The 22,600-nt window shown below is 42.7% G+C and carries 17 protein-coding genes; 11 read left to right on the top strand and 6 right to left on the bottom strand.

Annotated features, from left to right (window positions below):
- The 3 genes from PE36_RS20790 to priA all read right to left on the bottom strand — a co-directional run.
- The coding region (locus PE36_RS20790; protein WP_006034069.1) for a hypothetical protein at positions 1-420 on the bottom strand (420 nt) is incomplete at its 3' end.
- A gap of 3 nt (positions 421-423) precedes the next feature.
- Entirely contained in the window at positions 424-2,178 is a 1,755-nt protein-coding gene (argS, locus tag PE36_RS20785) for an arginine--tRNA ligase (protein WP_006034068.1), read from the bottom strand.
- A gap of 154 nt (positions 2,179-2,332) precedes the next feature.
- Positions 2,333-4,477, bottom strand: coding sequence for a primosomal protein N' (priA, locus tag PE36_RS20780; protein WP_006034067.1), 2,145 nt, complete (start codon positions 4,475-4,477; stop codon positions 2,333-2,335).
- A gap of 233 nt (positions 4,478-4,710) precedes the next feature.
- On the opposite strand from priA, the gene rpmE reads away from it, so the two are divergent.
- From rpmE to PE36_RS20765, 3 genes are all read left to right on the top strand, one after another.
- Complete coding sequence (gene rpmE / locus PE36_RS20775; protein WP_006034066.1) at positions 4,711-4,923, top strand: 50S ribosomal protein L31; 213 nt, start codon at positions 4,711-4,713, stop codon at positions 4,921-4,923.
- Between the two features lie 406 nt (positions 4,924-5,329).
- Positions 5,330-6,571, top strand: a complete 1,242-nt coding sequence (locus PE36_RS20770; RefSeq protein WP_006034065.1) for a malic enzyme-like NAD(P)-binding protein — start codon at positions 5,330-5,332, stop codon at positions 6,569-6,571.
- Between the two features lie 171 nt (positions 6,572-6,742).
- On the top strand, positions 6,743-7,345 hold the full coding sequence (locus PE36_RS20765; RefSeq protein ID WP_006034064.1) for an RNA-binding S4 domain-containing protein: 603 nt from the start codon (positions 6,743-6,745) through the stop codon (positions 7,343-7,345).
- Between the two features lie 133 nt (positions 7,346-7,478).
- On the opposite strand, the gene metJ is transcribed toward PE36_RS20765, so the two are convergent.
- Complete coding sequence (metJ, locus tag PE36_RS20760; RefSeq protein ID WP_006034063.1) at positions 7,479-7,805, bottom strand: met regulon transcriptional regulator MetJ; 327 nt, start codon at positions 7,803-7,805, stop codon at positions 7,479-7,481.
- A 176-nt stretch (positions 7,806-7,981) separates the two neighbouring features.
- On the opposite strand from metJ, the gene PE36_RS20755 reads away from it, so the two are divergent.
- Together PE36_RS20755 and metF are read left to right on the top strand one after the other, a co-directional pair.
- A complete protein-coding gene (locus PE36_RS20755) occupies positions 7,982-10,405 on the top strand; it encodes a bifunctional aspartate kinase/homoserine dehydrogenase II (protein WP_006034062.1) in 2,424 nt (807 codons plus the stop codon).
- Between the two features lie 143 nt (positions 10,406-10,548).
- On the top strand, positions 10,549-11,436 hold the full coding sequence (gene metF, locus PE36_RS20750; RefSeq protein WP_006034061.1) for a methylenetetrahydrofolate reductase: 888 nt from the start codon (positions 10,549-10,551) through the stop codon (positions 11,434-11,436).
- 351 nt (positions 11,437-11,787) lie between these two features.
- Here the strand turns inward: metF and ppc are convergent, their stop codons facing one another.
- On the bottom strand, positions 11,788-14,418 hold the full coding sequence (ppc, locus tag PE36_RS20745) for a phosphoenolpyruvate carboxylase (protein ID WP_006034060.1): 2,631 nt from the start codon (positions 14,416-14,418) through the stop codon (positions 11,788-11,790).
- 158 nt (positions 14,419-14,576) lie between these two features.
- Positions 14,577-15,725, bottom strand: coding sequence for an acetylornithine deacetylase (gene argE / locus PE36_RS20740; RefSeq protein ID WP_006034059.1), 1,149 nt, complete (start codon positions 15,723-15,725; stop codon positions 14,577-14,579).
- A 242-nt stretch (positions 15,726-15,967) separates the two neighbouring features.
- Here argE and argC point away from each other — a divergent pair, with 242 nt between their 5' ends.
- The 6 genes from argC to rpsJ form a co-directional block, all read left to right on the top strand.
- Entirely contained in the window at positions 15,968-16,978 is a 1,011-nt protein-coding gene (gene argC / locus PE36_RS20735; protein WP_006034058.1) for an N-acetyl-gamma-glutamyl-phosphate reductase, read from the top strand.
- 10 nt (positions 16,979-16,988) lie between these two features.
- Positions 16,989-17,765: an acetylglutamate kinase gene (gene argB, locus PE36_RS20730; RefSeq protein ID WP_006034057.1), complete on the top strand. Its 777-nt coding sequence runs from the start codon at positions 16,989-16,991 to the stop codon at positions 17,763-17,765.
- A 26-nt stretch (positions 17,766-17,791) separates the two neighbouring features.
- Positions 17,792-18,697: an ornithine carbamoyltransferase gene (locus tag PE36_RS20725; RefSeq protein ID WP_006034056.1), complete on the top strand. Its 906-nt coding sequence runs from the start codon at positions 17,792-17,794 to the stop codon at positions 18,695-18,697.
- Positions 18,698-18,716: 19 nt separating this feature from the next.
- On the top strand, positions 18,717-19,925 hold the full coding sequence (locus PE36_RS20720) for an argininosuccinate synthase (RefSeq protein WP_043994928.1): 1,209 nt from the start codon (positions 18,717-18,719) through the stop codon (positions 19,923-19,925).
- A 96-nt stretch (positions 19,926-20,021) separates the two neighbouring features.
- On the top strand, positions 20,022-21,911 hold the full coding sequence (gene argH, locus PE36_RS20715) for an argininosuccinate lyase (RefSeq protein ID WP_006034054.1): 1,890 nt from the start codon (positions 20,022-20,024) through the stop codon (positions 21,909-21,911).
- A 442-nt stretch (positions 21,912-22,353) separates the two neighbouring features.
- Positions 22,354-22,600 (top strand): 30S ribosomal protein S10 (rpsJ, locus tag PE36_RS20710; protein WP_006034053.1); only part of this gene is annotated, 247 nt, incomplete at its 3' end.

The raw sequence follows: 22,600 nt of genomic DNA, 5'->3' as shown, positions 1-22,600 counted from the left end.
GTGGCGAATGTTGGCCGTGTAGCCTTGGAAGGCTATCGTTGCTTTCATCGATTCAGCTTGTGCGCGTTGGCGGAACGAACCACATTGCATTTGATAACGAATACCAGTGTCTTGTTGTGGCGGTATCTCGACAATAACTTCTTTTTCTTGTAAGTCTTGCGGATATTGCCATTCTTCCTTAGGCTTTTCCGGTAATGGTTTTACCGTTAGCTTTTTCGGTGGTGTTTTTGTAATGGGCGCGGGCTGTGCTTTTTCTGCGGTGCCACTGACTTGCGCTAAAAAATAGCCCAAGCCGATTGCCAGCATCAAAAATAGCAAGATAGCCAACACTGGGCGTTTCTTTTTAGCCGGTGGTGCCTTTTTAGCACCCCGCTTGTTTCTTGGCTTGGGGGCGTGCCCCGCGTAATCCTTACGAGCCATAATTTACATACGTTCCAAAGTTTCAATGCCGAGCAGGTCGAGACCTTGTTTAAGCGTTTTAGCGGTTAACTGAGCCAGTTTTAGACGGCTTAGTTTAATCGCTTCATCTTCAGTGCTCAAGATTGGACAAGCTTCATAGAAACTTGAGAATACGCCAGCCAGTTCAAACAGGTAAGTACATAATGTATTTGGTGTTGCACGTTTTGCTACTAAATGTACAATTTCGTTAAACTGGATCAGTTTACCGGCTAGCTCTTGTTCTTTGTCTTCGTTTAGCTGTACTTTAGCTGTTGCTAGTTTTGCTTCTGTTGCGGCATCAACTTTGTTGAAGATACTGCCAACACGTGTACAAGCATAAAGTAGGTAAGGTGCGGTATTACCTTCAAAGCTTAACATTGAGTCAAAGTTGAAGATGTAGTCACTGCTACGGTTCTTTGATAAATCAGCGTATTTAACTGATGAGATACCCACAACACGCGCGATGTGTTTTAGTTCATCTTCAGCAAGGTTAGGATTCTTTGATTTTACCAGTGCGTAAGCGCGTTCTTCTGCTTCTGTTAACAGATCAACTAGCTTAACAGTACCACCTGAACGGGTTTTGAATGGGCGCCCATCTGCACCGTTCATCGTACCAAAACCAAGGTGTTCCAGTGATGTTTCTGGTTTTACGAAACCGGCTTTTTGTACTACAGAGAAAACTTGTTGGAAATGCAGAGCTTGACGTTGGTCAACAAAGTACATAATACGATTGGCATTGAGAGTCTGTTGACGGTAGCGCATTGCGGCAAGATCCGTTGTAGCATATAGGAAACCGCCACCGTTTTTCTGGATAATGACGGGCAGTGGATCGCCGTCTTTATTTTTGAATTCATCTAGGAATACACATTTCGCGCCATTCGACTCGGTGAGTAGACCTTGTGCTTCAAGTTCGCTAACAACATTGTGCAGGTCGCTGTTATAGAAGCTTTCGCCACGTACGTCATCACGGGTTAGTTTTACGTTTAGACGTTTGTAGATGTCATGACAGTGTGCCAGTGACACATCATTAAATTCTTTCCATAGTTTGTTACATTCTTCATCACCAGATTGCAGCATTACCACCATTTCACGGGCGCGTATTGCAAAGTCTTCGGATTCATCGAAACGACCTTTTGCTGCGCGGTAGAATACTTCTAGATCAGAAAGTTGCATGCTGATCTCTGCATTTTCAGCGCGTTTTTCTTCCATGTACGCAAGTAGCATACCGAATTGAGTGCCCCAATCGCCTACATGGTTTTGACGAATAACGTTATGACCAAGTAGCTCTAGCGTACGCGCGACAGAATCACCAATGATTGATGAGCGTAAATGACCTACGTGCATTTCTTTGGCGAGATTTGGTGATGATAGATCCACAACCACGGTATCTGGTGCTGTGGTTTTTTGTACCGCAAGGTTGTCGTCTTCAAGGGCAATATCAATCTGTTGCGCTAACCAATTTTGGTTTAAGAAGATGTTGATGAAACCAGGACCAGCGATCTCAGTTCGGTCTACTAAGTCTGATTCTGGTAGGTTATCAATGATTAATTGCGCTAACTCACGCGGATTCTTCTTCGCCGGTTTTGCCATCATCATTGCTAAATTTGTTGCTAAATCACCATGAGCTTTATCGCGGGTTCGATCTACTGCAATGCGTGGTTGTGCATCTGCAGGAATGATTTGTTGTTCTTTTAAGATCGTAACTGTCTGCTCTAGCAGCTGAATAATATGCTCTTTCATGGGTTCTCTTAACTAGCAATGATGAATGAAATAAACCGATCATTTTAACGTGATTAGGGGCATTTGACTAGCTAATCAACGGATAAATGCTGATATCCTTACAACATTTCGGTTGGATCCACGTCTAATGACCAACGGGCTTTACGTGCAGACTTTATGCTTCTATTTTGGGCATTATTTGACGTAATAGGTGAGTGATGTGCTGACGTTGCGGACTTTGCAGTAATAGTTGTAAACGGTACTTACCCGCGCGTTTCTCCATGGGGGCTGGCATCGGCCCTAAACAAAGCAGTTGTGGATTATGGTTATGCGCTTGAACGAGTTGTTTTATTTCGACTAAAAAGGCATTGGCATCGCTGAACTGATGGGCTTCTGCACGGAACAAGGCTTGAAAGCTATAAGGTGGTAAATTTGCCATAGAGCGGGCGTGTAATGCAGTTTGGGCAAAGTGAGAATAACCATTATTAATCAGGTCTTGAATTAACTCGTGTTCAGGATGATGGGTCTGAATGGCCACTTCACCTTGTTTGGTGGCACGTCCGGCTCGACCAGATACTTGCACAAACAGTTGCGCGAGTTTTTCAGGGGCGCGGAAGTCACTGCTAAACAGAGCGCTATCGACATCGATGAGTCCGACCAAGGTGACATCGGGAAAATGATGACCTTTGGCGAGCATTTGCGTGCCAATTAGGATCCGGAATTCTCGCTTACGCACGGCTTCTAATGATTTTTCTAAACTGCCTTTACGGCTGGTACTATCTCGGTCAATACGAATAATCGGGTATTGTGGGAAGTGATTATTGAGCATGGCCTCTAACTGCTCAGTACCAAAACCTGCGGTCATTATCTCATTGGAATTACAGCTCGGACAACGACGTGGTTTAGGAAACTGTTCGTCGCAATGATGACAGTGCAATACATTGCGCGATTGATGATAGGTGTAATAGGTATTACAACGCTGACATTCTGCCATCGAACCACAGGTATGACACATGACGGCAGGTGCATAACCGCGCCGGTTGAGAAATAACAGAACTTGATTACCAGCGGCTAAATGGGTTGCCATTAATGCCATGAACTCAGCAGAGAGACCAGAGTCTAAGGACTGATTTTTAATGTCGATCAGGTGGTGGGTCGGCATCTGGGCATTACCCGCACGTTGGGTTAGTCGCAAATGACGATATTTACCTGTCATGGCATTGTGCAGCGTTTCTAACGCAGGGGTGGCAGAACCTAATACCACGGCAATGTTATTCCGCTGGGCTCTGACGATAGCCAGATCGCGGGCATGATAACGAAATGTTTCTTGCTGTTTTAACGAGCCATCATGCTCTTCATCAATAATGATCACGCCTAAATCATGCATGGGCGTAAATATCGCCGACCGTGTACCAATCACTATACCAGCGACCCCGGCTTGGGCTTCAAGCCAAGCCTCACGGCGCTCAGCGTCATTTAAACCGGAGTGCAAGGCGACGATGGGCACATTGAAACGACGCTTAAAGCGTGAAATAGTCTGTGGCGTAAGACCGATTTCAGGGACTAATACCAGAGCTTGTCTACCCGTCTTTAATACTTTTTCGATGACATTGAGATAAACTTCGGTTTTACCACTGCCGGTAACACCATCAAGTAAATAAGTGGCAAAGTGATTAATATCAATAGCCGCTATCGTAATTGCTTGTTCGGTATTGAGGGTGGGGCGATTATCACTAATCACCAGATTCTGGCGCCAGTGTTGCGCATCGTTATCTTGGATCTTAATGTATTCTTGGCTAATCAACCCTTTGTCTTGTAATGCTTTGATGGTGGTTGATTTTATATTGGCTAACTTTAAGTGTGATTGGGTTAACCCCGTTTCAGCCAGTAACTTGATGGTTTGTAATTGCGCTGGGGTTAAACGATTTAATTCCTGAGCCGTTAAGTCATGGGCACTATCGGTTAACTGCCAGAATGTGTAACTGTTTAACTTGGCTGATTCTAACTTTCGTAACAATACTGGTAAGGCTTGGGCGATCACTTCGCCAATCGGGTAATGGTAATAATCTGCGCACCAATTGAAAAAAGCTAACATGTCAGCCGATAAAATCGCATTTTCATCGAGTACATTGATAATCGGTTTGAGTTTTGCCAGCGGAAATTCACTGTCGTTTTTAGTTGCCAGCGCAATGCCAATTAATTGCTTATTCATAAAGGGCACACAGATCCGCATGCCGGGTTGAATATGCGCATCATCAGGGTAAATATAATCAAAGGTTCTGTTTAAATGAACGGGAACGGCAACGGCGACAACTGGCATCTACTCAACTCTCTTTTACGGGTTAAATCTGTACTTCGGTAACCAGTTTACGGCTGTTAACTAGGTAATGTCTTGATATTTTCTATTTAATGTTCTAATTGCAGTTTATTTATGCATCAGCTATTGATATTGGGGGGTAAGATCCTATATTATTCGCAGCCTAAAAATTCTATAACTTTATGTGGTGTCTGGCAGTGTTTCAGATGGCGACATAACTAATAATTGAGGTTTCTATGAAACAAGGTATCCACCCAGAATACGCGGCTATGGAAGCAAAATGTTCATGCGGTAACATTTTCGCTGTTGGTTCAACTCGCGGTAAAAACATCACGCTAGACGTATGTTCAAACTGTCACCCGTTCTACACTGGTAAGCAACGTAATGTTGATACTGGTGGTCGTGTTGATAAATTCAACAAGCGTTTTGGCGCTCTTGCTGCAAAATAAGAATTGTATTTATACAATTTTTTGTAGTAACTCAAAAAGGTACCTTCGGGTGCCTTTTTTTATACCTGAAAAACAGTTTGAAACAATTATAAAACTTAGATTTAACCTTCTATTTTGCATTTACCTAAAAATGATCGTCTAAAATTATTAATTCATATAAAAAGAAACACTTCATACCAGTGCAAAGGTAGAATAAACAACTTAAATTAATGTAGAATCATGCTAACAATATTATTAGCTCGTTTAGCTCAGTATAAAACAAAAGTGTCTTGTGTTAAATTAAAGTTAAATATTAGTGTTACATCCGGTTGTTATTTTCATTCCCCCAACGTTGTTTCTTACACCTTAGTTATTCTCGAATTAAGGCTGTGAGTTATGTGCATTCATTTAATTCAGGATATTGAGTATGTCAGACTTTAGACAGCAAGCATTAGATTATCACGCGAACCCTAAACCAGGTAAAATTGCTATTCAACTTACTACATCAGCAGAAACCGCCGATGATCTTTCTCTAGCATATAGCCCGGGTGTCGCAGAACCAGTGCGTGAAATTGCTGCTAATCCTGATGATGCTTACAAATATACGGCTAAAGGTAACTTAGTGGCGGTGATCACTAACGGTACTGCAATTCTAGGCCTTGGTAATTTAGGCCCACTGGCATCAAAACCAGTGATGGAAGGTAAAGCACTCTTGTTTAAACGCTTTGCTGATATTGATTCAATTGATATTGAAGTGAAACACCGTACAACTGAAGAATTTATTGATACCGTAGCGAATATCGCGGATACATTTGGTGGCATTAACTTAGAAGACATTAAAGCACCAGAATGTTTTGAAATTGAAAAAGCGCTCATTGCCCGTTGTCAGATCCCGGTATTCCATGATGATCAACACGGTACTGCAATCGTAACCGCTGCGGGCATGATTAATGCGCTAGACATTCAAGGTAAAGATATCGCGGAAGTGATTATTGTTTGTATGGGCGCTGGTGCGGCGGCTATTGCATGTATGGAGTTATTGATTTCATGTGGCGCACAACGTGAAAAAATCTACATGTTAGACCGCAAAGGTGTGATCCACACTCGTCGTGATGACATTAACGAATATAAGCAACGTTTTGCTAATAATACCGACAAGCGTACATTGCAAGATGCCATTAACGGTGCTGACGTATTTGTTGGTGTATCTGGTCCCAATGTATTAGCTGCTCACGATGTTAAATTAATGGCCGATAATCCGATTATTTTTGCCTGTTCGAATCCTGATCCAGAAATTAAACCGGAATTAGCACACGGTGCTCGTCAAGATCTGATCATGGCAACCGGTCGTTCTGATTATCCAAATCAAGTGAATAACGTGCTGTGCTTCCCATTCATCTTCCGTGGTGCATTAGACGCACGTGCCAGTGTGATTAATGAAGCGATGAAAGTAGCCGCTGTTCATGCGATCCGTGAGATCGCCAAAGAAGAAGTGCCACAGTCTGTATTGACTGCATCGGGTGTGGAATCATTAGAGTTTGGTACTGAGTACATCATTCCAAAACCAATGGACCCTCGTTTATTACCTCGTGTGGCACGTGCTGTTGCGCTAGCCGCGGTAGAAACTGGCGTTGCCCGTGTCGAACTACCTGAAAATTATATGCTGTAAACTGACTGCATAGTTTTCACAAACGCCAAGGTTTATCCTTGGCGTTTGCATTTCTAAGCTTATACCCAAGCTATTTCAAGATACGCCTGCACGTCTCTGATATAGCATGTTGAAGTAGTTTGGGTATATACTTGTATAAAGTTCTGCTATTTGCTCACATTTAAGGTTCCCATGTCTGAAGAATATGAAATTGAAGTTATCCCTGTTGTTGTCGCTGAAGAACCAATTGAATTATATAAGATCTTAAAAATCGAAAATTTAGTGACCTCGGGCAGTGAAGCGAAGAACTATATTGCAGACGGTTATGTGTATGTGAATGGTGAAGTTGAAACGCGTAAACGTAAAAAAATAATGTTTGGCGATATCATCGGCTTTAATGGTGAAGCGTATCAAGTGATGTCTGCGGAAGAACTGGCAGCATACGATATTGCTGATGAAGAAGAATTTGTTGATCCTGCGGCTTTAGAGTCTGATTCTGTAGCAACCTATATTGCAGAACTCGATGTTACTGAAGACGATTTCACCGGAAACAATACTGTTGAACAAGGTGTTACTGACGTTCACGCTGTAGAAGAAGCGGTTGTTGAAGCAGTATTTATTGCACCAACGCCAGTTGCTAAACCTGCTGTCGACAGCATCCCTGCAGATATCTGGGAACAGCCTGAAAAGAAGAAAAAGAAAAAAGCTGAAGCTAAACCAGTAAAAGTAGCGGAACCGAAGCCGAAACCGGTTGAGAAAAAGAAAAAAGGCCGCGCGGCACCGTTTAGTTTTTAGATTTTACTTTAAGGTATTAGCAACAATGCGCGTCTAGATAGCGCATTGGTTACAGATTAGATCAAAACAGGCTCCTATATTGGAGCCTGTTTTATTTTCAGTCGTTGTTTATTTGGCATTCGTTATTTAATGACTAATCATCTTGCTCTAAATAATCATCAATATTGAGACCCAGCGCTAACATCTGTGCTTTGGCTTCTGCCGGGATGTTATCTGGTTTGTCTTTGCCTAAATCGTCATCAGCCGGTAATGGCTGACCCGTGTAAGCATGTAAGAAGGCCTCACACAGTAACTCACTGTTAGTCGCATGACGTTGATTGTTAATCTGACGGCGAGTTCTTTCATCTGTCAGTACTTTTAATACTTTCAAAGGAATTGAGACAGTAATCTTCTTAACCTGTTCACTCTTTTTCCCATGTTCTGCATAGGGGCTAATATACTCGCCGTTCCACTTCGTCATTTTCGACCTTTGCGTAAATTATTATTTCATGAATAAGTAATAAGTTTACCTTTGAATTTGATTATTGGCAATCAGTATGTAAAGAGCTCTAGACGTCTATTGACCTATTGTAGCCTAATAGTGTATGTTTTGAGTTACTGGTAATACATTAATTGATATTAAGTTCGGGAGAACGCATGGACGCAGTTAAGCGTAGTATTCATAAATTTGGTGGTAGTAGTTTAGCGGATGCCACTTGTTATCGTCGGGTGTCGGCGATTATTAGCGAGCATACGCAAGCCCGCGATCTGATTGTTGTTTCTGCGGCAGGTAAAACCACCAACCAATTAATAGAGCTATTACAATTGGCTGAAGATGGTGATCAAGCTGCGTCAGAGCGTCTTATTGCCACGTGTGAATATCAAGCCAAGTTAATTGCTGAATTATTAGCAGATGACTTATGTATACAACTCACTGCTGCGCTGCAAGATGATATTCATACCATAGGGCATTTATTAGAAGCTCATCTTGATGTTTATGCTAAAAACCAAATCCTTGCACATGGGGAAGTATGGTCAGCACGATTATTAGCGGCGTTACTGAGTCAAAGTGAACTACCTGCCAATGATTTAGATTCTCGCTTGTTTTTAACCACAGAATTAGCCGCGCAACCTGTGGTTGATGAAATGGTGTCTCGCCAAAAATTAACTGCGTGTTTAGCGAACCTACATAACCGTGTTGTGGTGACCGGCTTTATTGCTGCTGATGGACAGCTGCGAACCGTCACATTAGGGCGTAATGGTTCGGATTATTCTGCAACCTTGTTAGGCGCATTAGTCGATGCAGAGCAAACGACGATCTGGAGTGATGTTGCCGGGATATTTAGTGCTGATCCACGTCGGGTAAAAGATGCCGAGTTACAAACTAAACTGTCACTCGACGAAGCGGCAGAACTCGCGCGTTTAGGTTCCCCCGTATTACATGCTCGCACATTACAGCCCGTTGTTGAGAGTAAACAACATGTCCAATTGCGCTGTAGTTATACCCCTAGCGAAGGCTCAACCCAGATCCACCGTCGTTTACCCAAAGGTAAGGGCGCTAAAATCGTTACCTCGGTTGATGATCTGCACTTAATCGATATTGAATTCGATCAGCATGCTGACTACCAACAACAATACAATCAGTTGATTACTTTGCTTGCACAGCAACAATTATCCCCTATTTGTATTAAACGTCGTCCCACAGAGCATGTGGTGCGATTAGGTTATACAGCTGAAATTGTCGAGTTTGCACTCACGGCATTACAGACATACCAACTGCAGCAACCGCAGGTTCGCGCCATTAATCTGCTGAGTGGTTTTTGTATGGTGGCGCTGGTTGGTTCTGGAGTCACTGAAAATGCGTTACAGTCACATCAGTTTTATCAATTAATTTCAGAGCACAATCTGACGTTTGTACAAACCGGTGATAATCGTTTAAGTATTTGTGCAGTATTGCAAAAAGTAGTACTAGAACCATTATTGAAAGAATTACACACCGCGTTATTTAAACAGCCAAAACGTATTGGTGTGGTGTTATTTGGTAAAGGTAATATTGGCGCAGGTTGGTTATCTTTGTTCGCTAAACAAACGCATAAGCTACCTGAACAACAAAACGTAGACCTGTGTTTATGCGGTGTATATGGATCGCAGGGCGGGGTATTAGACTTTAATGGTTTGGATGCCGCGACGGTACTTGATGCCTTCCAGCCTGAGTCGTTTGTTTGGGAACAGTTATTATCTAATCTTGCATTGCACCCGTTTGATGAATTGGTGATCATCGATATTACCGCCAGTGAAGCAATCAGTTATTATTACCCTGAATTTGCCCAACACGGTTTCCACCTTATTTCGGCGAATAAATTTGCCGGAGCGGCGAGCAGTGAGTTTTATCATCGGGTTAAGCAAAGCTTTAGTGATAATGAAAGCCATTGGTTATATAACGCCACGGTCGGCGCAGGATTACCGATCCAATCATCTATGGAGATGCTGCAACACAGTGGTGATCAAGTCACTGCGGTGAGCGGTATTTTCTCTGGTACCTTATCTTGGTTGTTCCAACAATATGATGGTCAAATTGCCTTCTCGCAATTAGTCGAACAAGCTTGGCAACAAGGGCTAACAGAACCGGATCCTCGTGAAGATTTATCGGGTAAGGACGTGCAGCGCAAACTGCTTATCTTAAGCCGTGAAGCGGGTTATGACATGGAGCTTAGCGATATCAAACTAGAGTCATTGGTATCAGCAGAACTCATGGCATTTAAAGTGGATGAGTTTTTAGAACATTGCGAAGCACTAGATGACAAAATATTACATATGTTTAATAAGGCCAAAAAGCAGGGCTTAGTATTACGTTATGTGGCCCGTTTTAGCCGCAAAGAAGGGGCGCAGGTTGGCTTAGAGTTCTTAGAGCCAACCCATCCATTTGCTAACTTATTGCCGTGCGATAACATCTTCTCGATTAACAGCCATTGGTATCGTCATAACCCATTAGTGATCCAAGGTCCGGGTGCGGGTAGAGATGTGACTGCGGGCGCTATTCAAGCTGATCTTTTCCAATTATGTAAGCTGTTAGCACGTTAATTTTTATCTTTTCGCCTGCCGAAAACCAAACCGCATATAATTCATGTTTAAGATGAATTATGTGCGTTGACTTTATCCACTAAACTTGTGATGATTAAGACGTAAAGAGGTACGGACGTCTAAACATCTTAAGGGATATAAGTATGAGTTTTCACAATGCACAAAATATTGAAGTATTAAATCAAAGCGTTTCTGAATTAGGACGTGATATTAACGTTTCTTTTGAATTTTTCCCGCCTAACTCACCTGCAATGACGTCTACCCTATGGGAATCGATTAATCGCCTAAAAGCGTTAAACCCTAAATTTGTGTCAGTGACATACGGTGCCAATTCCGGTACCCGTGATCGTACTCATGACATTATCAAACAGATAAAGCATGAAACGGGCTTGATTGCGGCGCCACACCTCACTTGTATTGACGCTAACCGCCAAGAGTTGAAACAGATTGCAACGGATTACTGGGATAACGGGATCCGTAATATCGTCGCTTTACGTGGTGATTTACCACCAGGATTGAATCAACCTGATATGTACGCCGCCGATCTGGTTGCACTACTGAAAGAAGTGAATGATTTTGATATTTCGGTAGCTGCTTATCCAGAAGTCCATCCTGAGGCAAAAAATGCCCAAGCCGATCTATTGGCGCTAAAAGATAAAATTGATGCCGGTGCCGATCGTGCTATTTCTCAGTTCTTTTTTGATACCGAGAGCTTTTTACGTTTCCGTGATCGTTGTGCTGCGGTGGGCATTGATAAAGAAATTGTGCCGGGTATTTTACCGGTATCCAATTATAAAACCTTATGTAAGTTTTCAAAATTGACCAATGTAAAAGTGCCGAATTGGATGCACAGTCAGTTTGAAGGTTTAGACAATGATCAAGCGACACGTAATCTGGTTGGCGCAAGTATTGCCATTGACCAAGTGAAAGTATTGTCGCGCGAAGGGGTGAAGGACTTTCATTTCTATACGTTAAACCGGGCTGATTTAACGTATGCTATTTGTCATACTTTAGGTGTGCGCCCAAGATAGTCATCGTACTTACTGCAGTAAGCTTATACCCAAGTCACTTCAAGATGCTATATCAGAGACGAGCAGGGATAACAGAGCAAGGCGCAATATGTAGAGAATGGTTATTCCATTTTAAAATATTGTAACGCTGTGCTGTTATTCCTGCTTGCCTCCCGTAGGGCAAACCGAAAGAATGAATCTTCGGCGTTATGAAGTCTTGATTTAGAATAACTAAATCCTCGACTTCATGCCTTGAATATCCTTTCCTTTCGGTTTGCTGATTGTGCATTTTGAAGTGGCTTGGGTATATATTCGAATCAAAAATGCCGACGATGATGTCGGCATTTTATTATCAGCTAGTTGTTTTCCAAATTAGCCAGTATTACGCATACCTGCAGCAACACCTGCGATACTCACCATTAAGGCTTGTTCGACATCAGGATTCACTTCTTTACTGCTACGTGCGCGGCTGAGTAGCTCAGCTTGGAGGATATTAAGCGGATCGGTATACGGGTTACGTAACTCAATTGACTTCTTAATCCAAGGTTGCGCATCAAGTAATTGCTTGTTTGGGTTTAAACCAACAATAAGCTCTGTTGCTAGGGCTAAACTGGCGCGTAACTCTTTACCCAGAGGCCAAAGCTCTTCAGTCACCAGACATTGGTCATAATATTCCGCTAACCAGGCATCGGCTTTCAAAAATACCATTTCGAACATTTCTATACGGGTATTAAAGAACGGCCATTGCTGTTGCATCTCTTGCAGCGTTTCACGTTGACCTGAACCGAGCATGTTTTTGAATGCGGCAGTACAACCCAACCACGCGGGTAACATCAAGCGATTTTGGGTCCATGCAAAGATCCAAGGAATGGCACGTAAGCTTTCTACGCCACCGTTGGGTTTACGTTTTGCTGGGCGGCTACCGAGTGGCAGTTTACCTAATTCTAGTTCAGGTGTCGCAGAGCGGAAGTACGGTACGAATTTTTCATGACCTTGGATGTATGAACGATATTCTTCACATGAATCTGCAGACATCTGATCCATTGCATCACGCCAAGACTGTTCAGGTGCTGGCGGCGGCAGTAAGTTCGCTTCTAGGATCGCACTGGTGTAGAGGTTCAAGCTTTGTTCTGCAACATTAGCAAGGCCAAACTTGAAACGGATCATTTCGCCTTGTTCTGTTACCCGTAAACCACCTTTTAATGAACCTGGAGGTTGAGATAATAAGGCGGCATGTGCAGGTGCACCACCACGACCGATGCTACCACCACGGCCATGGAATAAAGTCAGCTTAATGTCTTCTTTCTCACAGATATCAACCAAGACTTCCTGTGAACGATACTGCGCCCAAGATGCGGCAATTACACCGGCGTCTTTGGCAGAATCAGAATAACCGATCATGATATATTGATGGCCATTGATGTAGTTTTTATACCAGTCGATGGCTAGCAGACTTGCAGTTACGGTACCTGCGTTGTTCAGATCGTCTAAGGTTTCGAATAATGGCGCCACTGGTAGGCGGAATGGACAACCGGTTTCTTTCAATAGCAGTTGTACCGCTAATACATCAGAGGCTTTACGTGCCATTGAAATGATGTAAATACCCAGTGATTCCGGATCTTGCTTTGCCACCGTGCGAAAAGTATCAAGTACTTCTTTCACATCTGCAGAGGGTTGCCAGCATTGTGGGATCAGTGGGCGCTTGTTATTCAGCTCTTGCAATAAGAACGCTTGTTTATCTTGCTCGCTCCATTGCGCGTAATCACCTAACCCTAAGTAGCGGGTTACTTCGGCGATCACATCAGTATGACGATCACTGTCTTGGCGGATATCGAGTTTCACTAAACTCACACCGAAACATTCAACGCGGCGGATGGTATCGAGTAATGCACCTTTGGCAATAACGCGCATACCACAAGCATTCAGTGAGTTATAGCAAGCTAACAATGGCTCACGTAACTGTGCTGTTGTGGTGATGATGTCACGGCTTTGTGTGTGTTCGCCTTTTAGCTGCGCGGTTAGGCTGGCTAATGTTTCTGTTAATTCGTTACGTAATTTTTTCAATAACACACGGTAAGGTTCATGACTTTCACCGACCAATGCACGTAATCTGTCATCACAGTTATTCATGGATAATTCACTGCTGAGATGCGTTACATCTTTAAGGAATAAGTGAATAGCCATCCAACGACTGGTTAATAGTACTTCTTCGGTAACGGTTGATGTCACAAACGGGTTACCGTCGCGATCACCGCCCATCCAAGAAGTAAACTTAACGGGTGCAGCGTCAATCGGTAATTGATAATCTAAGCGGTCTTGCAGCCGTTTATCAAGACTGCGTAAGAAGTTTGGTACCGCATCCCATAATGAGTTTTCGACTACTGCAAATCCCCATTTAGCTTCATCAACAGGCGTCGGGCGTACGGTTCTGATCTCGTTGGTATGCCACGCTTGTGATACCAATTGTTCAATACGCGTCATGAAGACATCGCGTTCTTGGCTACTTAACTCAGTCAGTTCTAACTGGCTAAGGCATTTATTGATGGCGCCATGTTTGTGGATCAGGGTACGGCGGGTGATTTCAGTTGGATGCGCGGTTAGCACTAAATCGATCTTAAGATTTTTAACCGCAGCAAGTACATCTTCTTCACTGATTTCAGAGTTATTTAGTTTCGCAAACAGCTCATCGATAGAGTCTGGCACACACACGTTATCTGCACAATTACGTGATGTGGTGTGGAACTGCTCGGCAATGTTAGCTAGGTTTAAGAATTGACTGAACGCACGCGCTACTGGTAATAGCTCATCATCAGAGAGGTTACGCAGTACGGTGAGTAATTGTGCACGGTCTTTATCACTACCGGCACGGGATGATTTTGCTAATTGACGAATGGTTTCAATCTTATCTAAGAACTCTTCTCCAAGATGATCCTTGATTGTATTCCCTAGTACTTGGCCCAATAAGCCGACATTACTTCGTAACGCTGCATATTTATCTGACATACATAATCCTTCAATTCAGTGATGTAATACGGCAACAACTATTATCGTTATGTATGTAAAATAACTATATTTAGTGACATTCGTCAATGAAATCGTGCAATTAATACGATTAATTGTGATATAGGGTGTAATTTTACTACAAATCGATAATTCTCTCGTTAGTTTTTACATGTTTCTTCAATCAGTTTTTGGATAATAGCCAGTGTTGGTTTAATTGCAGAGAGATCTAGATATTCATCAGGTTGATGTGCTTGATTAATGCTGCCCGGACCCATGACAATAGTATCGCAGCCAAGTTGTTGAATAAACGGCGCTTCGGTACAGTAATTCACGGGTATAACGGCTTCACCGGTGAGCTTTTCAGCTAACTTAATTAACGCTGAATCCGTATTGCACGCATAAGCAGGGATAGGTTCATGGAGATGATAAACATCAACAGCGCCAGGCCATTGCTTCATGATCGGCAGTAATGCTTGGTTAAGTAACATGAACAATTCATCGGGACTTACCCCTGGGATAGGGCGCATGTCGATGTGTAATTCACAGCTGCCACAGATTCGGTTGGGGCTATCACCACCGTGCACATGACCAAAATTAAGCGTGGGTTGGGGGATATCAAAATGATCGCAGGCGTATTGTTCTTTTAATTTGCGTTGCAACTGTAATAGCTGTCCGGTTACTTGATGCATGATCTCAATGGCATTGATGCCATTAGCAGGATCAGAAGAGTGACCGCTGCGTCCGGTAATACGGATTGCTTCTGACATATGCCCCTTGTGCATAAATACCGGCACCATACCTGTTGGTTCGCCAATAACGGCATAATCAGGTCGGAAACTTTGTGCCGCTGCAATTGCTCTGGCGCCTGCCATAGTGGTTTCTTCATCTGCCGTCGCGAGAATACGCAATGGTTTATCTAATTTTGTTAAATCAATGTTTTTACATGCTTCTAATACAAAGGCGAAAAAACCCTTCATATCAATTGTGCCTAGGCCATACCATTTATCGTCTTTTTCGGTTAACTTGAATGGGTCTTTGGTCCATAAACCGTCATCAAACGGCACCGTATCGGTGTGCCCTGCCAGTAATAAACCACCATCGCCTTGTCCGTAAGTAGCGACTAGATTAAATTTACCATTGGTTTCAGGGACGCTGGTGATAGTAATGCTAAAACCAAGTTCGCTGAACCAACCTGAAAGTAAGTCAATGACAGGTTTGTTACTGATATCTAACTCTTTTTCTAATGAGCTGATCGACGGTGTTAGGATCAGTGATTTATAAAACTCGCTAAATTGAGGTAGTTGCATATTACGTTCCTGTAATGATTGATTGTTTTTTTATGCATAAAAGTTGCATAAAAATGTAATCTGTTTTATTCTCTAATCATCCTTACTTTACAACGTATGGGTTAGATAATGAATCGTTTTTCATGGTTTCGACGAGACAGTATTTAAAATGCATTAGCACGGCTTAAATTACGCAAGCAAGTGCAATTGGAAAGGGCGCTGTTGCCTGTCGTTTTACAATTTAGCAAACACGGAAGTCAAACATGTTAAAAACAATTTTAGTCGGTGCGACCGGGTATACCGGTGCTGAGCTAGCCCATTACATTACGAAACATCCAGAACTTGAATTAGCTGGCCTGTATGTTTCAGAACACAGTTTAGATGCAGGAAAATCGTTTTCTTCATTATATGGTCATTTATTAGGGGTTGTTGACCAAACGATTCAGCCTTTAGCGGTGAGCAACATTAAGCATATTTGTGCTGACGTTGATATTGTGGTGTTAGCGACCGCGCATGAAGTCAGTCATGATATTGCCGCTGAATTTCTAGCGCAGGATACTGTGGTATTTGATTTATCCGGTGCATTTAGAGTGAATGATCCTGCTTTTTACGAAAACTATTACGGCTTTAAACATAACTTCGATAAAGAATTGAAGAGTGCTGTTTATGGTTTAGCAGAATGGGCGAGTGCCGATATTGCTAAAGCAAATTTGATTGCCGTACCAGGGTGTTATCCAACGGCCTCGTTATCAGCATTAAAACCGTTAGCAAAACATGGCTTGATTGCTGCGGATCAAAAACCCATCATTAATGCCGTGAGTGGCGTGAGTGGTGCAGGGCGTAAAGCGGCATTAGGCTCCGCTTTTTGCGAAGTGAGCCATGCACCTTATGCTGTGTTTAATCATCGTCATCAACCTGAAATAAGTACACATTTAGGCCATGAGGTTATTTTTACACCGCACTTAGGTTGTTTTAAACGTGGCATCTTAGCAACGATTAACGTCAAGCTTGCCGCGGGTGTGACACCGGAACAAGTCACGGCGGCTTATCAAGACGCGTATCAAGATCAACCTATGGTGCGGTTATTACCAAGTGGCTGGCCAAGTATTAAAGCAGTAGAGAAAACCGCTTATTGTGATCTAGCGTGGCAGCAACAAGGCCAAGACCTGATTGTGGTTTCTGCCATTGATAATTTATTAAAAGGTGCCGCGGCGCAAGCAATGCAGTGTATCAATATTCGTTTTGGTTTCGCCATGACAACGTCGTTAGTATAGGAAGATAACAATGACAACTCCTTTAGTATTAAAACTTGGCGGCGCATTACTTGAAAATGAAACGGCGCTTGAACAGCTATTCACTGCATTGAGTGAATATAAATTAACATCGTCACGTCCCCTTATTTTGGTGCATGGCGGTGGCTGCTTTGTTGATGAACTATTAGCAAAGATGAATATCGTTAGCGAGAAAAAGAACGGTTTACGCGTTACCCCATTTAGCGATATCGGTTATATCACCGGCGCGTTAGCGGGTACGGCAAATAAAGTATTAATGGCACAGGGTTTGAAATCGGGTGCGAAAGTCGTTGGTTTAAGTCTTGCTGATGGCGGTATTTCAACCGTCACACAATCAACAGCAGGACTTGGTGCTGTCGGTGAATGTGAAGCGGGTGATCCAACATTATTAACCGCGTTACTCAGTGGTGGTTTCTTACCGATTATTAGTTCTATTGGTATTGATGCACAGGGACAGTTATTAAATGTCAATGCTGACCAAGCGGCCACCGCTATTTGTGAAACGCTTGATGCTGACTTAGTGATGTTATCTGACGTGGCCGGCATTTTAGATGCGGACATGCAGTTAATTCCTGAGATGAACAGCAGCTATGCAGATGAACTTATTACTGCTGGCGTTATTCATGGCGGTATGGAAGTAAAAGTGAAAGCGGCTTTAAAAGCGGCAGCATCTTTAAATCGAGACATAAAATTAGCAAGTTGGAAAGTGCCTGAGCGGTTAGTGGCATTATTAAATGGTGAAGCAGAGGGAACGAAAGTTTCTAGCTAATATTGATCAGTTAACGGAGTTCGATCATGGAAAATTTATTATCAGTTAAAGATTTAAGTAAACAACAGATCCTTGACTTATTAGCACTGGCTAAAGCAATGAAAGCCAATCCGGCAGAATACTCACAAGCATTAGCGGGTAAAAGTATTGTCACCATTTATGAAAAACCGTCATTACGAACACGCGTCACATTTGATATCGGTATTCATAAGTTAGGTGGTCATGCGGTTTACCTTGATGCACAAAATGGTGCGATTGGTGAACGTGAAACGGTAAAAGATTTTGCTGCTAATATTTCACGTTGGGCTGATGCCATCGTCGCAAGAGTGGTGAGTCATAAAACTCTGGAAGGCTTAGTGGAACATGGCAGTGTGCCTGTGGTGAACTCTCTTTGCGATTTATATCATCCTTGTCAGGCATTAGCGGACTTTTTAACTATTTCAGAGCACTATGAAGATGTCTCTAAGGTAAAGTTAGCGTATGTCGGTGAAGGGAATAACGTCACCCATTCATTAATGCTAACCGGTGCTATTTTAGGTGCTGAAGTGACGGCTGTATGTCCACGCGGCAGTAGTCCTGATGCACAAATTGTTAAGCAGGCCATGGCGTTAGCTGAAATTAGCGGCGGAAAAATAAATGTAACAGATAACCTAGATGACATAGTTGATTATGATGTTATTTATGGTGATACTTGGGTCTCAATGGGGGATGATACTCCACTGCAACAAGTAAAAGAAAAGTACATGCCGTATCAGATAAACAAAGCATTACTGATGCGCACAGGAATTAAACATGTATTGCATTGTCAGCCGGCTCATCGTGAGTTAGAGATAACATCGGAAGTGATGGATGGCGAACAATCGCTGATCTTTGATCAAGCCGAAAATAGAATGCATGCCCAAAATGCAGTTTTACTGACATTGCTGAAGTAACATATTAAGGAAAATGAAAATGACACAAACAGTTAAGAAAATAGTAGTAGCGTATTCTGGTGGTTTAGATACTTCAGTGATCTTACCTTGGTTACAAGAGAACTATGACAATTGTGAGATTATCGCGTTTGTTGCTGATGTCGGTCAGGGCGCTGAAGAACTTGAGGGTATTGAAGCGAAAGCATTGGCTTCGGGTGCATCTGAGTGTTACGTAGTTGATCTAAAGGACGAATTAGTCGCTAACTATATCTACCCTACGCTTAAAACCGGTGCGGTTTACGAAGGTACTTATCTTTTAGGTACGTCAATGGCACGTCCAATCATTGCTAAAGCACAAGTTGAAATTGCCCGTAAAGTCGGTGCTGATGCGCTTTGTCATGGTTGTACAGGTAAAGGTAATGATCAAATTCGTTTTGAATCATGCTTTGCTGCACTGGCACCAGAACTAACGGTTATAGCACCTTGGCGTATCTGGGACTTAACTAGCCGTGAATCACTACTTGAATACTTAGCTGAACGTGATATTCCAACAGCTGCATCTGCGACTAAAATTTATAGCCGTGATGCCAATGCTTGGCACATTTCTCATGAAGGTGGCGAGTTAGAAGACCCGTGGAACCAACCAACAAAACAAGTTTGGACCATGACGGTTGATCCAATTGACGCACCGAATGAACCTGAATTTTTAACGTTATCTGTGGTTAAAGGTGAGATCACTGCAGTGAACGGTGAGGAAATGTCACCTTATAATACGCTAATGTATCTTAATGAAAAAGCCGCTGCCCATGGTATTGGCCGTGTTGATATCGTTGAAAACCGTTTAGTCGGCATGAAATCACGTGGTTGTTATGAAACACCGGGTGGTACGGTCATGGTTGAAGCGTTACGTGGCATCGAAGAATTAGTGTTAGATAAAACCACCCGTAAGTGGAAACAAACGGTTGCGGCTGAGTTCTCGCACCTCGTTTATGATGGTCGTTGGTTCACACCACTTTGTGCGTCGTTACTTGCTGCGGCAGGGACTCTCGCAGAAGACATGAACGGTGAAGTAATCGTTAAAATGTATAAAGGCTCAGTACAAGCAGTACAGAAGCAATCACCAAACAGCCTTTATAGTGAAGAGTTTGCCACATTTGGTGATGATAATGTTTATGACCAAAGCCATGCGGAAGGTTTCATCCGCTTATATTCGTTGTCTAGCCGTATTAAAGCTTTAGCTAGCAAGTAACATTATTTGAGGGCGTTAGCGCCCTCACCTTCGAATATACAACTTCTAATATATAACTTTTAATATAAAGATATAAGAAAGAATAAGGATGTAACCATGGCACTATGGGGCGGTAGATTCAGTCAAGCAGCTGATGCAAGATTTAAAAGTTTCAATGATTCACTGCGGTTTGACTATCGTTTAGCTGAGCAAGACATTACAGGTTCAGTGGCATGGTCAAAAGCGTTGGTTAGTGTCGGTATCTTAACCCAAGATGAGCAACTCACCATTGAGGCTGCGTTAAACGATCTTAAATTGGCGGTATTAGAAAACCCAGAACAAATTTTGCAAAGTGATGCTGAAGACATTCACAGTTGGGTGGAAACGCAGCTAATTGCTAAAGTGGGCGATCTGGGTAAAAAGCTACATACCGGCCGTAGTCGTAATGATCAAGTTGCCACTGATCTAAAGCTGTGGTGTAAACAGCAAGGTGATCAACTGTTGATGCAACTGGATAAAACCCAGCAGCAACTGGTATCACTTGCACGTGAACATCAACATACGGTATTACCGGGTTACACCCATTTACAACGTGCACAACCAGTGACATTTTCTCATTGGTGTTTAGCCTATGTTGAAATGCTGGAGCGTGACTATAGTCGTTTAACGGATTGTTTAAAACGTCTTGATACTTGTCCACTTGGTTCTGGTGCGCTTGCCGGTACCGCTTATCCGATGGATAGAACGGAATTAGCCCATTCATTGGGTTTTGGCAGTGCGACACTAAATAGCTTAGATTCAGTATCGGATCGTGACCATGTGATGGAGTTGATGTGTACGGCAAGTATGTCAATGATCCATTTATCCCGTTTAGCAGAAGATTTAATTTTCTATAACTCGGGTGAATCTAACTTCATTGAGTTGGCTGATGCAGTGACCTCCGGTTCATCTCTGATGCCGCAAAAGAAAAATCCGGATGCATTAGAACTTATCCGGGGTAAAACCGGTCGGGTATTTGGCTCACTAAGTGCCATGTTAATGACGCTGAAAGCCCTGCCGCTGGCATACAACAAAGATATGCAAGAAGATAAAGAAGGCTTATTTGATGCGCTTGATACCTGGAGTGATTGCCTAGAAATGGCGGCGATGTCATTGGTTGGAATGAAGATCAATGAAGCTAGAACCAAAGAAGCAGCATTAGGTGGTTATTCGAATGCGACAGAGCTGGCTGATTATCTTGTTGCGAAAGGCGTACCCTTCCGTGATTCACATCATATTGTTGGTGAAGCCGTTGTTGCTGCAATTGCCAAAGGCGTGCCGTTAGAAGCATTAACCTTAGTTGAATTTAAAGCGTTTGATGTCCTCATTGAAGACGATGTTTATCATCACTTATCACTTGATGAAACATTAGCAAAACGTAAAGCGTTGGGTGGGGTGTCTCCAGTGCAGGTTGAGTTCGCTTTAACGAATGCTGAAAAACGTTTAGAAGAGCGTGATACTTCTGGTATTAGTATTCGAGCGGCACGTTTGACCGATCTTGATGATATTGAACGTATGGTAAATTACTGGGCCAATATTGGTGAGAACCTACCACGTAGTCGTTCTGATCTGGTTAAAGCAGTCGGTACCTTTGCGGTGACAGAGAAACATAATCAAGTGACCGGCTGTGCGTCTATCTATGTTTACGATACCGGACTTGCTGAGATCCGTTCACTGGGTATTGAACCTGGTTATCAAGGTGGTGGGCAGGGGAAAGCGGTTGTCGAATACATGTTACGTAAAGCCGAACAGATGGCGATCCAAAAAGTGTTTGTATTAACCCGTGTGCCTGAGTTCTTTATGAAGCTAGGTTTTCGCTCAACCAGTAAATCAATGCTGCCAGAAAAAGTATTGAAAGATTGTGATATGTGTCCACGCCAGCATGCGTGTGATGAAGTCGCATTAGAATTTAAACTAAATGTGGTTAACCAAACAATAAACTTAACAGCAGAAAAACGCGCGTGTTAATTTTATTTTAGATGACTGATATAAAGCACCCAAGCATGGGTGCTTTTTTTGGGCTTAAATAATGTCGCTTAAGAAACTTGAACTTAATCATGACTAGCTATATAGTAGCGTCACAAATTAAGGTAACGATTAATTGCACTGAACGTCTTTAAGGTGATTTAGTGCTTTATGACTTAATAAAATCGATGTGCGGATTAAATTCTTTATGTCGATCTTTTTCTTGCTAAAGGCAAGAGGTCATGTATAATACGTTCCACTTGCTTAGGCAAGAAGCTGAACCATTATGTTATTATTTTAACCTTGAGTTAAAGTATTAGTGGTCAGTCATAAGATTCCCGATAGGGGAGTCACCGAGTTAAAGATATCGCTCTCGCAATCTATTCATTTAGATGTGGGATGTCGAATTTTTGTGTGTGTTTAACTTTATTGGAGCTCTGGTCTAATGCAGAACCAAAGAATCCGTATCCGCTTAAAAGCGTTCGATCATCGTCTTATCGATCAGTCTACAGCGGAAATCGTTGAAACTGCGAAACGCACTGGCGCACAAGTACGTGGACCTATTCCACTACCTACGCGTAAAGAGCGTTTCACAGTGCTTACTTCTCCGCACGTTAACAAAGATGCGCGTGACCAGTACGAAATTCGTACTCACAAGCGCCTGGTTGACATCGTTGAGCCAACAGAAAAAA

Source organism: Moritella sp. PE36 (assembly GCF_000170855.1).
GTDB lineage: Bacteria > Pseudomonadota > Gammaproteobacteria > Enterobacterales > Moritellaceae > Moritella.
This window is presented reverse-complemented; position numbering and strand designations above follow the sequence as displayed.